Below are 16,440 nucleotides of genomic sequence, written 5' to 3' on the forward strand. Positions count from 1 at the left end.
ATGGTAAGCACACAAACCCCAGATATCATCCGCGTTACAGCACCGCAAACGACGATTCGTTGCGGTGTGGGTGAGAGCCCGATCTGGGTCGCCAAAGAAAGGGCTTGGTATTGGGTTGACATCACCGCAAAAACCATTTGGCGCTTAGACGGCTCTAGCGGTGCGGTATCACACTGGCAAACCGCAGAAATGATAGGCTGTCTGGCACCTCAAAGTGACCGCAGCGTTACTGGTTTTATTGCGGGGATGGAGAGTGGCATCTTCCATCTCCGCCTTGAAAGCAATGGCAACATTCAAGCCAAAAGATTAGCTTCCCCCATTACATCGGAACTCGGCATGCGCTTTAACGATGGGCGCTGCGACCGTCAAGGCCGCTTTTGGAGCGGTACGATGTTGATTAATATGTCGGAACCACGCGCCGCTGGTCATCTATATCGCTATAGCAAAGAACATGGTATTTCGGCACCCATCATCTCCAATCTCTTTGTGCAAAATGGGCTGGCTTGGTCACCTGATGGTCGCACCATGTACTTATCGGATTCGCACCCAAATAGCCAACTGATTTGGACCTTCGATTACGACACCGATCACGGTGTCCCCCACAATCAACGCGTGTTTGTCGACATGAAAACGATGGCTGGTCGACCTGATGGCGCCGCGATGGATGTCGATGGATGCTATTGGATTTGCGCGAATGATGCGGGCTTAGTTTTACGCTTCACCCCCGAAGGAAAGCTGGATAGGCAAATCATCGTACCAATGAAAAAGCCAACCATGTGCTGCTTTGGCGGTGACAAACTCGATACCTTGATGGTTGCTTCGATCGCCGCAGGACAAGCGCCAGAAGATCCATGGGCGGGTGCCACGATCTTACTTCAACCTGGTGTGCAAGGTTTTGCGGAAACTGCGTTTGCTGGATAGAGCTTAGCTACATTAGCACGACCAGCGACATCATTCGCCCGCACCAAAGAACTCTACAAAGGAAAGTCATGAACTGCTTTGATAAAGCACTCTACTGCTTATTGTCGTCCGTCTTCTTGCTTGCCCAGCCAGTGCATGCACAACATCACCAGCAAGCGGATTCCAAGCAGGTGTGGGAGCCAGATCTAGGCAATGGTCGCTACCGCAATCCAATTATCCACGCAGATTATTCCGACCCTGATGTGATACGGGTTGGCAAGCACTATTACATGACAGCCTCTAGCTTCAATAGCGCACCTGGACTACCGCTATTACAATCCGAGGATATGATCCATTGGCGCATCGTCGGCCATGCCTCACCACATCTGATACCCGCAGAAAACTTCCGCACACCACAACACGGCAAAGGTGTGTGGGCACCAAGCTTACGTTTTCATGATGGCAAATTTTGGATTTTTTATCCAGATCCTGATTTTGGTATCTATGTCATGACCGCCAAAGAATTTACTGGACCGTGGAGTACACCGCATCTCTTAGTGGCAGGCAAAGGCTTAATCGATCCAACGCCGTTGTGGGATGACGATGGAAAGGCTTGGCTATTACACGCTTGGGCGAAAAGTCGTGCCGGCTTTAATAATCAACTGACGCTACGTGCAATGGATCCGGATGCCAGCAAACTCTTAGACGACAAAGGCACACTCGTCGTCGATGGCGATCAACTACCTGGCTACAAAACCTTAGAAGGCCCGAAATTATATAAACGCAATGCTTGGTACTACATTTTTGCACCTGCTGGCGGCGTCGAGTTTGGCTGGCAATCGGTGTTTCGTGCTAAAAATATCCTTGGCCCTTATGAAGAAAAAATCGTGTTAGCACAAGGCGATAGCAAAACAAATGGGCCGCACCAAGGTGCATGGGTCACGGCGGAAGATGGTCGCGATTGGTTTTATCATTTTCAAGATAAGCGCGCTTATGGTCGCATCGTGCATTTACAACCGATGCAATGGCAAGATGATTGGCCAGTGATGGGAAAGAGGCATCCAACAACTGGCATCGGCGAACCTGTCGATACCTGGGAAAAACCGGTATTGGAATCACCCTTAATTAACTTGGCAAATCCACCCAGCTCGGATGATTTTTCGAGTCCGACCCTCGGCTTGCAATGGCAATGGAATGCCAATTGGAACAGCGATTGGTATTCACTCACGGCAAATAAAAATCATCTACGTCTTTATCCGCAAGCACTCGCTGCGTCGACATCGGCGTCCTCAAGCTTAATCGATTACCCTGCCATCCTTTTACAAAAGCTACCAGCTCCGGCATTCGAGGCTAGTGTAAAACTCAAACTCAATAGCAACATCAATGGCGATCGTGCCGGCTTGGTCTTGTACGGTTTGCATTATGCTTGGATAGGCTTAGAGAGACATCAAGACCATTATTCACTGCAATACCGTACCTGCAGTAGTGCAAACTTAAATCAACGCTGCCAGGAAAAACTTGTGCAGACAAAAATCGCAGAGCAAGCAGAAATCCATTTAAAAATCGCCCTCAATTCGGCAGGCGTGGCGCAGTTTTATTACAGCGAACAAGGCGAGCAATTTACCGTATTCGGTACTGAATTTAACGCGACACCAGGACGTTGGGTAGGAGCGAAAATTGGCTTATTCCACATCGGCACTCGCGACGTAGCAAGTTCCACAGTTGTTAGTAACAAGAATAAAGAGCAAGCAAAGTCGACAAACAGATTTGCCGACTTTGCTGATTTTCGTGTGAGCCCCAGAACAAATTACTAACACTGGTTACTAATAACTCACAAAAATAGATTGCAAAGACAAATGACGAGAATAAGCTATTGCGTACGCTGATCCGATACATGGAACGGTGCATACCAACAAGCGATAAAGGAAGGAATCGTCGCTACCATCACCAGCACAAAGTAACTAACATAGCCGAGGTATTCTTGTAGATGCCCACTTAATACACCTGTCAATAAACCACACAAGCCCATCAAGCCAGTGCCATAGGCATAATGTGTGGTGGTGTATTTTCCCGGTGCGAGTTCTTGCATCAAATAAATCATAAAGCCAACCGAGCCGAAGCCAAAAAAGAACTTCTCAATAATCACGCCAGCGCCTATCCAATACAAATTCTCTGGCAGATAAATACTCATGATCAGAAAAGTCACATTCGGAATATTCACCGCACAGCAAAGCCAGAACAAGGTCGATTTTAAGCCTCGTCTTGCAACCAACCAGCCACCTAATAGCGAACCCAACAAAACAGCGGCAAGACCATAGGTACCATAAATAATTCCAAGTAATTCATTCGACAAGCCGAGGCCACCCTTGCTAGTCGGATCGACCATAAAGAAGGGGCCAATTTTTTCTAAGAAGCCGATACTTAATCGAAACAAAAACGCAAACGCAATCATGCGCCATACATCGCGTTTCTCAAAAAAGCTGCGAAATGAATCAACGATAATGCCCACCGTCGCAGAAACGCTGTCAGGTGTATTACTAGCGCGCTCACCATCTGGCATCACGCGCCAATGCCACACCGCCATCAATAAGGTCAGTCCAGCAACCAGTAGAAAAATAATCCGCCAAGCCTCTATCCATGCTGGGCCAAAGCTGGTACTACTATGCTGAAAAACATCCGTATGCAAACGCCCACTCAAATAAACCAAGCCGCCAGCAGCAACGATCGGACCGATGTTCCAGCTCAGACTTTGAATTCCGCAATATAAAGATTGACTGCGAGCATCAAGCGAAGTCACATACACACCATCGCTAGCAATGTCTTGTGTGGCGCCGACAAATGACAATATCCAAAACAGCGGGATCAATACCAACATGTAATCCGGCAAAGACATCGCAAATGCAACACCTGCAAACCCTAAGCCGATCAATACTTGCGCACACAAGACAAAAAATTTTTTGGTCTTATACATTTCAACAAACGGCGCAAACAGCGGTTTAATGGTGTAAGCCAGAATAAACATGCTGGAATACTGTGCTGCTCTGCCATTATCCATGCCCAAGTTTTTAAACATGATGGCACTTACATTGGTCAGCATCATAAAACCCAAGGCCATTGTGAAGTAACCTGTTGGCACCCACAACAATGGTGAACGAGCGCTGTTAAATCGCTGCATAATCTTTATCCCGATTGATTGATTTTTCAAGCTGTACCAAGCTATTCTTTATTTCCATGTGCGATGTTGCCGAAACGATAGGCAAAGCACGACTATGCCCTTGCAAGTGCTGCGCTAGCAGTACCGATGCACCTGTCAATGCTGGTTGCTGTGCCGTGATCACATAGGTTGGTATCTGTGCTGTGAAGTCAGAAAAACGGCCCTTCTTTTCAAAACGATGACGAAACGAAGAACGCGCAAAAAAACCACCTAAACGCGGCACCACACCGCCACCAATATAAATCCCGCCTTGGGCAAACAAAGTCACCGCTAAGTTGGCTGCAAAGGTGCCGAGCATACCGCAAAAACAATCCAGCGTCTCTAAGCAAACTGCATCGCCATTCAAGCCATTGGCAACGATCATTTCTGTCGTTAAAGTATGATCAATAACGCGCCCAGCAGATGCCGCCAAGGCCGCATGAATTAATGTAATTCCAGGTCCTGATGCCAGACGTTCGGTTGATACGTGTTGATACTGCTCCCAACAATAACGCAACACCGCGACCTCGCGCTCATCAGTAGGAGAGAATGCCACATGCCCACCTTCGCTTTGCAGCGACTTCCAAGCGCCTTGGTCTGGCACCAAAGCGCCTACGCCTAAGCCAGTACCTGCGCCTAATATTCCAATCACACTATCTTTACGCGCGTAACCACCGCCAATTTTGCGTAACTCATTAACCTGTAAAGTCGGAACCGCCATCGCCAATGCAGAGAAATCATTGACCATCAACAGAGTATGCAACCCTAAGGTCTGTTTAGCAGCAGCAACAGAAAATGCCCAGTGATGATTCGTCATCTTAATCGCATCTTGTCCAACCGGATTGGCAATCGCAATCACCGCATGACGCACCGTCAGGTCTGCATGCATTTGCAGATAATGAAGTGCCGCATCTTCAAACCGCGGAAAATCCAAAGTTGCCAGAGTTTGGATGCGACAAATAGCGCCGGATGCCAACTCCAATGCAAAACGTGCGTTAGTACCACCAATGTCCGCTAATAAGCGTGCTTCATGAATTTGTTGAGATTCTTGCATACCAAGTCCTTTCACTATCAGCGCTTACGCCCTAGCGCGCCTAGCTCGTTGTTGGGTGACAAAATCACGATACCAAATCGCACTGTCTTTTAATTGACGTGTTTGTGTCGCGTAATCCACATGAACGATGCCGAAGCGTTTTGAATAACCAGAGTTCCATTCAAAATTATCGAGTAAGCTCCACAAAAAATAGCCTCTCACATCCACCCCTGCGTCGATCGCTTGCGACAATGCATCCAGATGTTTGCGGACATATTCAATGCGTGCAGTATCTGCAACCTTTCCATCGACAATTTGGTCAGCAGCTGCCATACCGTTTTCGGTGATATAAATCGGTGGCAATTTGTATTCGGCTTGTAGGGCGATTAATAATTCCGTTAAACCTTGCGGATAAATCTCCCAGCCCATATCAGTCACACCTTGTAAGGCAGGAGCGGGAATAGGCGGATTCGCAGCCGAACACCAGGCGCGGAAATAATAGTTCACACCAAGAAAATCGATCGCTTGATGGATCACTTCCATGTCGCCAGCGTGAACGATCGGTGCTTTATCGCCATGCGCGCGCAGGGCTAGCTCAGGATAACGTCCTTTAAAAATCGGATCCATAAACCATTGAACCGAGCGTGCATATTCCAACTCAGCCATCGCTCGATCGGCATCGCTTGCTGTCGCCGCATCAGCGGTCCACTGATTTAAGACGATGCCTAGATCAGCACTCACGTGCTCCGCACGCATCGCTGACATCGCTAAACCATGTGAGAGCAATAGATGATGTGATACCTGTATCGCACTTTTCTCATCCGCGATACCGGGAGCGAACTGCGCATTGCCATGTCCTAAATTCGCGGTACACCAAGGTTCATTGTGAGTCGCAATACTTGCCACCCGATTACCGAAACGACGCGCTACTTCTTGCGCATAATCAGCAAAGCGATAAGTCGTATCTCGCGACAACCATCCACCAGCATCTTGTAAAGCCTGAGGTAAATCCCAGTGATAAAGTGTCAAATGCGCTGCAATATTTTTCTTCGCCAAGGCATCAAGTAGCCGATCATAAAAATCAAAACCCGCCTCGTTCCAAGCGCCCTTCCCAAGCGCCTGAACGCGCGGCCAGGCCATAGAAAAACGATAAGTATCCAATTTAAGCGATGCCATTAAATCGACATCCTCTTGATATCGATGATAATGATCACAAGCGATCAAGCCATTACTCTGGTCTTTAATATTATTGGGATTCTCGCAAAAACGATCCCAAATTGATGGCCCCTTACCATCTTCGTATGCGGCCCCCTCGATTTGGAAAGCGCTGGTGGCAACACCCCATTGAAAGTCGGCGGGAAAGTGCGATGTGTACGTCATAGTGATCCAATGAATCCAAGTACAGACGTACAAGATCCAGCACAGGCAATGCACGGCACTTAAGAGAAGCTGTAGCCAACAATCAATTGACTAGGCTAAAGTGAACTTATCTGAAGCTGTACAAATCTGTGAACTTGATCAAATACGTCGTTAATAAAAAAGTGACGAAAAAAATGAGAAATAAAGGTGATGAAAATTCATAGTAGGCATCGACCGATTATTAAACCTGCCGATGCCCCTTGAACTGGGTGCTGCCCAATCTGAATTGATCTAAAAAGCCATTACTTGCATCAGTTTAGAAATTAAATCCTGCATTCATCCCTATTGTGCGTGGTGGCAAATACTGTGCAACCCAAATACCACCAGTGTTACCGTTCTGTGCACTAGTCTTCACGTTGGCATTCGTTGCATTGCGAACGAAGAAGTCCATATAGAATTTATCCCCTTCATAGCGCAAACCTAAGTCGGTACGTGAATAAGCTTTTTGTTTGTCTGGTGCACCAAAGTAATCACTAAACACACTGAGATTACTTTCTGTTTCATAGTGCACACTCACACGTGGAGTTAAGGTTCCTTGGCTCAAATGGAAGGTATGTTGATATTGAATCTGCATTTGGATTTTTGGTGTATGCGCCATCGTTACACCAGTCACATCAACACAGTTCGACACCGTTTTATCCGCTTCGCAAGTTGGAATTACATAGTCATTCGACCCTGCTAATAATTTGCCGAGTTTGGCTTTGGGCGTATAAGCTAAAGACAATTGAATTCTGTCGTCTTTACTTAACTTAGCAGCGATTTCAGTTTCAAAGCCTGCAATTTTTGCGCCCTCAGCACTGGTGGTCGCCAATGTTCGACTTCCATCCGGATTGGTGACAGGAGCAGAAAATTGATAGTCTTTGAAATTCTCGTAAAAAATTGCATTACTAATTTTGACCGCGCCATCCAACAATGTGTGTTTGGTACCGAACTCATGGTTGGTCAGCGTTTCTGGTGCGTAAGTACGACCACCATCTTGCAGACCACCTGATTTATAGCCAGTCGAAATGCTGGTGTAGAACATATTGTTCTTATCCAGATCGTAGCTAATACGCGCCAATCCAGTGAGCTTGCTACCAGAGTACTTACCATCATTCAAACCTGGGCTACCAAAACCTGAATTCGGCTCCCAAGGATTAACGTTTTGATTCACTGGAATCTGTGCGACAGTCTCTGGTGTAGCTGGATAATTTGCCCAACCATAACCACGTCCACCTATATTGGCACGATCGTCTTTGGTGTAACGTGCCCCCGCAGTCAAATGTAATTCTTCAGATACGTTCCACGTCGCTTGACCGAAAATTGCTTTAGAAGCGACCGTTTCTTTGGGTTGAATGAAGGAACCTTGCCACCCCACCGTGCCTTGCTGCGTACCATTCATAATTGGCAGATCGAAACGGATGTTATTGTCTTCCGCTGCATAGTACAAACCGAGTAACCAATCGACTTTTTTTTTGCCTGTAGATTGGACTTCTAACTCATGACTATAGTTTGTATAGTTGGATGAATTGGTATTGTGCTGACGATGACTTCCGCCCGTAGTAAAACTGGTCGGTACCACCACACCTGCATCACCATCAAAAGTTTGAGAACCACTGAATTTGGCGTAACCGGCGATATAGGCAAGCGACACATCATCACTCAATGCGGTTTCAAAACGACTACGAATCGCATCCGAATCGCGGTGGATATTCGGTGCAGTATCGATCAGCGCAGACCACATCTTCTGTCCTGCACGCGGTGTTTGCATCAAGTTCATATGTGGTGCGCCACGATCCGCAAACTTCTCATAAGACAAATCCCATTTGCTTGTGGACGTTGGTTTCCACAACATTGAGAGTCGCGCCGCGGTTTGATTCTGTGCACCATACTTTTTACCACCGGTGACGAACAAGGCAGTATTGATCGGCTGGAAGTCCGACAATTTTCCGCCACTGGCGAGAAAAGCCGCACGCTGACTACTCAAAGGAATCGTCGGCATCGTTTGATAATCCACATAGCCATCATGTTGCTCGTTGACGAAAGCAAAGCGTAAGGCCATCGTATCGCTGACCGGCACATTAAATGCGCCGCGCATCCCTAGCCGTTTATAACTACCAATACCCAGTTCCGCGTTGCCAAATGATTTTCCTATCACTGGCTTGGTGGTTTGCATATTTACTGCACCAACGGTCGCATTACGTCCCCACAGTGTTCCTTGTGGACCACGCAAAATCTCAATCGCTTCAAGATCAAACAACAAAGCGGTGGCACCTTCTGGTCGTGGTGAGTAAATGCCATCAACAAATGAAGCAACCTCTGGATCGGCATATTCGGTTTTCGCACTATCGTTACCAACACCGCGCATGGTCATGGTCATTACACCGTGATCGCCTTGTGCTGTTGCCGAAAAACCAGGAACTAAATTGACGATGTCTTGCAAAGTCTGCACATGATTGTCTTCCAGTGCGGCAGAATTTAAAGCTGTAATCGCAACAGGAGTGCGTTGCAATGAAGTAGTTCGCTTGGTACCTGTGACCAATACTTCGATAATTTTTTCGGAATTATTTGCGGCTGTGGCAGTTTGTGCCGAGCTCGTCTTGGTGCTGTCGGCGGTAGCCGCAGTCTGTGCATGCGCAACACTTGCGCCTGCGATTAATGCCAACACTGCGAATTGTATCGGGGTACTGGCGCGCTGCTTTGTTTTTAATACAGTGGTTTTCATCTTGTCTCCATTAGGATTTATTTGTTCACTCGGTTTTAACATCTAAACTGGTCGTGAAAACGATTTCATTTACTGTGAAAACGTTTTCATGATACATTTCGATTAAAAATGATGTCAACAAGAATTTCAAGTGGTACTAAAAATCCTGATAAAAACCAACGGAGACCCCTTATGCCAAAAAGCATGCATATCTTGATTGTGGGCGGAGGCACAGCTGGTTGGCTGAGCGCTGCTTTTCTAGCAAAAACACTGTCAACATCTGACAACAAGCAGATAAAAATCAGCCTTATCGAATCGCCTGAAATTGGCATTATTGGTGTTGGTGAAGGTAGTTTTCCCTCGATTCGCGGCACCCTGGCTGCGATTGGTATCAGCGAAGCACGCTTTATCCGCGACTGTCATGCGACTTTTAAGCAAGGCATCCAATTTCGTGATTGGGTGCATACACCAACCGCACCGACCGCATCCACAAGCTCTACACTATCCTCGAAGAATTACTATTTTCATCCATTTAGCCAGCCGAGCCAACGTACAGGCATGCCAGAATTACTGCCCTATTGGCTACATGGTCTCGCCGGTAAAGATCGCGCGTTCGCAGATGCGGTAACGATGCAAACCTATCTGGCAGAATCTGGGCGCGCACCGAAACGCAGTACCGATAAAGATTTTCTCGGGCCAATGAATTATGCCTATCACTTTGACGCAGGCCGTTTCGCTAACTTGCTTGCGGAGCATGCGCGCAGCTTGGGTGTGCAGCATCTACTTGGAAATGTCGATGCGGTGCAGTTAGCAGAGAGTGGCGCAATCGCCTCCTTGCATAGTCAAGAGCATGGACAAATTCAGGCGGATTTATACATCGACTGCACTGGCTTTCGGGCGCGTTTAATCGGCGAGGCTTTAGGCTCTCCTTTCCATCGCGTCAACGATGTTCTATTTGTTGATCGTGCCTTGGCGGTGCAAGTACCCTACCCACAAGAGCAGAGTCCGATTCCATCTTTTACCATTTCTACTGCACAGCAAGCTGGATGGATCTGGGATATCGGATTGCAACAAAGACGCGGCATAGGCTATGTGTATTCAAGCCGCCATACTGACGCCAATGAAGCAGAACAAGTGCTGCGTCGCTATGTCGGCAACAGCATGGGAGATTTACAGCCACGTCAGTTACAATTTGAGCTCGGCTACCGACCGACGCAATGGATACACAACTGTGTGGCGATTGGTCTTTCGGGCGGTTTTCTAGAACCACTTGAATCGTCAGGGATTGGTTTAATCGAAACTGCAGCTTATTTGTTGAGTTACCTGTTTCCTTACAATGGAGAATTTGCACCTGTAGCCAAAACTTTCAATCATCTGATGGCGCAACGATATGAACGCATCGTAGAGTTTATTAAGCTGCACTATTGTCTGAGTCAACGAAGCGACTCTGCATTTTGGTGCGACAATACAGCTGCAGCATCGATTCCTGCGTCTCTACGCGACAAACTCAGCATGTGGCAAGGTCGTCCGCCCTCACGCTTAGACTTCATTACCGATCTAGAAATGTATCCACCTTCAAGTTGGCAGTATGTTTTGTATGGCATGGAATTTAAGACCCAACTCCCCGCAAACTTGATTCGCGCTGATGAGATAAAGGCTGCGCAAGAAGAGTTTCGCAATATCGAAAAGATGCGTGATTTTGCAGCAAACGATTTACCAGATCATCACCAATTGATTGCACAGATTTGCGCAAGATGACAATACTTAAACTGCGCGTTTGAAATTGATACTGACCTTGCCAGATAGCGCATATTTGAAAACGATTTCAATTCAGATAAAGCTAAATCAAGCAGCACAAACTTTGTCTTCTAAAAAACAGAAAATCATGCAATGACAGATAAAATATATTTAAAATACGGCATCTTCTTTTCTTAATAATTTATGAGCTATGCCAGATTAAGCACAAATACGAGAAAAAATCATGTTAGTTAAATAAGTTATCCATTATTCTGTGCTATTCTTCGGGAAAATTGGCTTGAAACCCTTTTCATACATAAAACAAGAAAAATGATGCTGCATCCGCCAACATGGATGGGCTGCATCGACAACCTTATTGATGCGACCAGAAGTCGAATTTCATGAATCAACAGAATAATTCCAGTACGAACGATAGCAATGATGCGCCCACAACTTTAATTGAGGTCGCACGTGTTGCTGGTGTATCCCCGAGCACGGTATCGCGCATTTTGAATGGGACTGCCAAAGTATCGGAAGACAAGCGCCAAGCAGTGATGGATGCCATCGCCAAAACCAACTTCGCCCCCAACCAAATGGCGCAAGGCTTAAAAAAGGGAAAGTCGATGACGATAGGCATCGTCGTGCAAGATATTTCCAGTCCGTTTTTTGACGAGACTTTGCATGGCGTTGACGATGCACTCAAAGGTACAGGCTACGCCTCTGTCATTGTCAGTGGTCACTGGAATGCAGCGGAAGAAATAGAGAGAATTCGACTACTGATTGCCAGAAAAGTGGATGGCATTATTCTTTTGTCAGGGCGTATTACCGACGAATCGGTTTTAAAATTTTCACAGCATCGCCCAATTGTCTCTACCGGACGAGCCATTCATACTGATAAAGCGCTTGGCTTTAAACTCGATAATGAACATGGTGCATGGTTAGCAGTGCGCCATCTGATTGAACTCGGTCATCGACGCATCGCCTTTATTACGGGGCCAGCAAATAATTGTGATGCCGCTGAACGCTTAACTGGCTATACACGAGCCTTGCGCGAAGCCGATATTCCCTTCGACGAGAAATTAGTGGTCGAAGGCGACTTCCACGAAAGTAGTGGCATGCGTGCGGTAAATCATTTGTTTGAGAGCCAACAACAATTCACCGCCATTTGCGCTGCAAATGATCTCAGTGCCTATGGCGCACGCCTGAGCTTATATCGTAAAGGTATCCGCGTTCCCGAAGATATTTCATTGGTCGGATTCGATGATTTACCTGGCTCGTCTTACACCACACCGCCATTGACCACGATCAAACAACCGCTATACGAAATAGGACGAATTGCCACCAAAGCATTGCTCAGTATCATTCATGGTGAAGTGGTGGAAACCAGCATCCCACCACTAGAACTCGTGGTGCGCGAGACGACGCGCAGGGTGCGCTAAATCTTGAACTCACAAGCACATTAAAGTGAGAATTTTTCCAAAATTAAATCGGCTCGTTTAAAGTCTAAACCATTAATGAGTTCTTCCAGTTGTAACATGCCCTCCGTCGGGATTTTCTGACTTAAATTTTCTTTTACAAGCGAAAAAACATCACAAGCGCCAATATCATTCTGCTGCAAATATTCTCTTAGTTGAAGAATTAACTTCCGTTCTTCAACATGCGTTAGCAAAGTTCCCTGCTCGCTTGGAGTGATAGCCTTTTTTTGCTCCAGCCAATGACGCGCCGCGTTGACTGTTTCTTGTAGAGCGTCCTCTACGCTTCTCAGCACACCATCAATATTGCATTTGTCACCGTCACGAATTTCTATTTCAGCCTGTAGACTTAATTCAGCAAACTTTCGGGCTCCTAGTGTACCGACTGATCCCCTCATCGTGTGTAGCAACCTAGCGGCTACATCCAACTTATATTCGCCTAATGCTGCTCTGACCTGAAGTATTTGTTCGTTCGCGTTTTCAATCACCGAACTAACCGAAGTCAGTATTTTCTGCATGTTCTTTGGGTCTAAATTTCCTAACATTTCTAAAGATCGAGGATCAAAAATACCCAATTCCTCGTTTGCTTGATCAGCACTATGCATTCTCTCAACGGTTGAATTAGATTCAGTTGCCTTTTTCAACAAACCAACTGGTAACACTTTAGAGATAGCCAAAAACATTTGCTCAACATCGATAGGTTTTCCAACAAAATCATTCATTCCAGATTGCAGACAACGTTCACGCTCCGAATACATTACACCAGCCGTCATTGCGATGATTGGGATAGATAGATGCAGTTCATTGCGTATCATCCGTGTGGCACTGATACCGTCCATAATGGGCATTTGTACATCCATCAAAACTGCGTGATACATTTCCGCATGGCTTCGCAAATGTTCAACTGCAAGAAACCCATTTTCCAACACATCGACCGTTGCGCCACCCTGCTCAAGAAAGCCTTTTGCAACAATTTGATTGAAAGGATTGTCTTCCACCAAAAGTAACTTTGCGCCTTGAATTTGATTGACGCGTGTTAATGCTGCTTTACTATAGCGGGGCATCACTTCTATGCCAGAAGACAACATGATCGCTTCATGCACGGTATCAAATACGCTAGATCCCGTAATCGGTTTCATCAAAATTGCATCAGCATAATCCGCCGCTTGCTCTTGCAACATTTTGTCTCGACTAAATGCGCTCACCATAATAATTAAAGGCGTCTTTCCTTTGGGGAGCAACTCACGCAACATTTTTATGGTGACTAGACCATCCATCATTGGCATTTGCCAATCAACAATAATGGCGTCAAAATATTTTCCTTCCGAAAGTCGAGCCCGCACGACATCCAGCGCTTGCTGCCCATTCAACGCAGGTTCAGCGTTCCAGTTCCATGAGCTCACTGTCTTACAGATGTAATTGTTACTTGTTGAATTGTCGTCCACGACCAAGAGATTTAACTGCTTTTTATTCGTTGAACTGATGGGTGTAGTTGTATCAATGATCGCAATCATGGGGACCGTTATCTGGAATTCACTACCAATCCCTAAACGACTTTTCACTTCAATCGTGCCGCCCATAAGTGTGGCAATACTGTTAGAAATCGACAGTCCTAAACCGGTTCCACCAAACTTTCTCGTCGTCGAGGCATCGGCTTGAGAGAAAGGCTGAAATAATTTCTGCAACTGCTGATTGTCCATCCCTATGCCAGTGTCACTGACCGTAATTTTGAGCCACACTCGGTTAGTTTCAAGAAAGTCATTATCTTTGACCGCATCGATGAATACGGCCACCTCACCTTTCTCAGTAAACTTCAGTGCATTCCCCGTCAAATTGGTCAGTATCTGTTGCAACCGCAATTGATCACCAATCAAACGTTTTGGAACATCTGCACCCATACCCATTGCCACTTCAACCTCTTTTTCGCCTACCGAAACGGCCATCATGCTGGCTAATGCGCCGAGTACATCATCGAGAAGAAATTCTGTATTCGACAATTCCAGACGATTCGCCTCGATTTTAGAAAAATCTAAAATATCGTTCAAAATTCCCATCAATGACTGACCAGAAACTTTAATCATCTCTAGATATTTACGCTGTTCAGAGCTCAGATTAGTTGAGGCGAGCAGTTGCGACATACCGAGCACCGCATTCATCGGTGTTCGAATTTCATGGCTCATATTGGCGACAAAGTCACTCTTCGCCCGGCTAGTCTGTTCCGCACTTTCTTTGGCTTGAATCAACAAACGTTGTAGCTCTTTTTCGTCAGAAATGTCATTTGCGATACCGAGAAATCCGACTATCTTTTTATCTAAACCATAGATCGCATTTACCACAAGCCGCACTGGTATTTTTTTCCCTGACTTGTGAACATAAGTCCATTCGCGCTTTTCATTGACACCCAAAGTCGCTTTAAGAATAAACACATCGAAACCTGCAACATCTCGGCCATATTCAGCACTTAGTTCCTTGCCACGCTGTACGACTTCTTCTAAAACATGTATCACGGCTGGCGTTGCTTGATGCTCCATTTCGGCTGCGGCATAACCCAACATTTTTTCCGCGCCAACACTAAAAAGTGTAATCGTCCCTTGCAAATCAGTGGCGATAATAGAAAATTCGGTCGCTGAATCAATGATCGCCTGGAGCCGTTCTTGCGCAATATATTCTGCTCGCTGCGCTTTTTTGATTTCTGTGATGTCACTGACAAAAGCATAAACGCCTTCGATTTTCCCGTCACGGTAACTTGGCACATAAGACGCTAGACTGTCACGGTTTACGCCATTCGGACTCACGATGGTGCGTTCAAACATTTGCGGTTCACCACGCAATGCCGCTTCCATATAAGGAATATTTTTTTCGTATAAAGCTTCACCAACCACTTCGCGCACATGCATGCCTAGTATGTCCTCGGGCTTCCAACCAAAATAGTCAATGTATGCGTTATTCGCGAAGCGGTTTTTTAATTCCAAGTCCCAAAAACCAATCATCGCGGGGACATTATTCACAATCATTTGCAACTCAAGATGTTTTCGCTGCAAGGCAGCCTCTGTTTCGAGTCGTTGCTTGTCCTGACGTCGAAATAAATTCATGCTTCCGACCAAAATCAGCACAGGAATGAAAGTCACCAAAATCGGCAAGTAACTCAAGAAGGACAAGGCATTAGTCGAATCAAACGCTTTTTGAAAATAACCTAAATGCAACATCGCAGCAATCACCAAAGATTGCAAAAAAACCAATCCAGAAACAACCACCGATTTTGTATTGATGGCGGCAAACACTAAAGGAATAACTAAATAAATGAAAGGGAAAGGTAAATAACGAAGCGCAAAAAAACTAACTAACAAAACGCTAATAGCATAGAGGAAAAACGATTTTTTCTCGCCCGAAGTTAAGGGATCAAATCTTGTAGAAACCCAACTGCGTTTTAGCAGGAGCAACAATGGCAAAAGAGAGATCGTGCCAACAGAAGAACTCACGAACCAAGTTGGGAAGACCACTTGAAATGGTGCGAAACCCAAGAGTGTCAACGTACTCGCGCCGATTACGGCACCGATTCCACTTGGTAAAAGGCAAACAGCCAGTACAAACCGCAGCATCAAATCTGGTGACTGATCAAAATCCGATTGCATCTTCAGTCGAGCAGCCGACCAAGGAGCAACTAGCATTTCAAGGACGTTTGGAATGACAAAGGCGATCGACAACCACCACGAATTACCCATAGCCCAATTCGACAAAAAATTGGCTACAGCGAAGAGCGCGGTGAGATACCATTTCTCCTTACCTTGAAACTGTAACAAATAGGCAATACCCAAAGCATTGGCATACCAAAAATGCGCGACATTGCCCGCTTCTTTTGAAAAATGGATGGAGATCGACGCCAGAATAAAATACGCTAAGCCAATCCCTAAGGCCTTAGTGAGAAAAAATCGATTATCCGTCATGAAATTTATCATCAAGTATTGTCCGAATAAATAGCATCTTCAACCGTGCTCGATTCCCG

9 protein-coding genes are annotated in these 16,440 nt (G+C 46.0%); 4 read left to right on the forward strand and 5 right to left on the reverse strand.

What is annotated here, in order from left to right; genetic code table 11:
* Together IE103_RS09845 and IE103_RS09850 are read left to right on the forward strand one after the other, a co-directional pair.
* Positions 1–921 (forward strand): SMP-30/gluconolactonase/LRE family protein, encoded by a 921-nt coding sequence (locus tag IE103_RS09845; protein WP_189345946.1) that lies wholly within the window; start codon positions 1–3, stop codon positions 919–921.
* A 68-nt stretch (positions 922–989) separates the two neighbouring features.
* Entirely contained in the window at positions 990–2,714 is a 1,725-nt protein-coding gene (locus tag IE103_RS09850; protein WP_189345947.1) for a glycoside hydrolase family 43 protein, read from the forward strand.
* A gap of 56 nt (positions 2,715–2,770) precedes the next feature.
* Here IE103_RS09850 and IE103_RS09855 read toward each other — a convergent pair whose 3' ends face one another.
* The 4 genes from IE103_RS09855 to IE103_RS09870 form a co-directional block, all read right to left on the reverse strand.
* Entirely contained in the window at positions 2,771–4,075 is a 1,305-nt protein-coding gene (locus tag IE103_RS09855; protein WP_189345948.1) for an MFS transporter, read from the reverse strand.
* Positions 4,062–5,147 carry a glucokinase gene (locus IE103_RS09860; protein ID WP_189345949.1) on the reverse strand — a complete coding sequence of 362 codons (1,086 nt, stop codon included), beginning with the start codon at positions 5,145–5,147 and terminating at the stop codon, positions 4,062–4,064. The genes IE103_RS09855 and IE103_RS09860 overlap by 14 nt, the downstream gene beginning before the upstream one ends.
* 24 nt (positions 5,148–5,171) lie before the next feature.
* Complete coding sequence (locus IE103_RS09865) at positions 5,172–6,506, reverse strand: GH1 family beta-glucosidase (protein WP_189345950.1); 1,335 nt, start codon at positions 6,504–6,506, stop codon at positions 5,172–5,174.
* Positions 6,507–6,801: 295 nt separating this feature from the next.
* A complete protein-coding gene (locus IE103_RS09870; protein WP_189345951.1) occupies positions 6,802–9,249 on the reverse strand; it encodes a TonB-dependent receptor in 2,448 nt (815 codons plus the stop codon).
* A 171-nt stretch (positions 9,250–9,420) separates the two neighbouring features.
* Here IE103_RS09870 and IE103_RS09875 point away from each other — a divergent pair, with 171 nt between their 5' ends.
* On the forward strand, positions 9,421–10,986 hold the full coding sequence (locus tag IE103_RS09875; RefSeq protein WP_189345952.1) for a tryptophan halogenase family protein: 1,566 nt from the start codon (positions 9,421–9,423) through the stop codon (positions 10,984–10,986).
* Between the two features lie 380 nt (positions 10,987–11,366).
* A complete protein-coding gene (locus tag IE103_RS09880) occupies positions 11,367–12,404 on the forward strand; it encodes a LacI family DNA-binding transcriptional regulator (protein ID WP_189345953.1) in 1,038 nt (345 codons plus the stop codon).
* A 20-nt stretch (positions 12,405–12,424) separates the two neighbouring features.
* Here IE103_RS09880 and IE103_RS09885 read toward each other — a convergent pair whose 3' ends face one another.
* Positions 12,425–16,381, reverse strand: a complete 3,957-nt coding sequence (locus tag IE103_RS09885; protein WP_189345954.1) for a response regulator — start codon at positions 16,379–16,381, stop codon at positions 12,425–12,427.
* Positions 16,382–16,440 lie beyond the last annotated feature (59 nt).

It is taken from the genome of Affinundibacterium macrobrachii (assembly GCF_014652415.1).
GTDB lineage: Bacteria > Pseudomonadota > Gammaproteobacteria > Burkholderiales > Burkholderiaceae_D > Undibacterium > Undibacterium macrobrachii.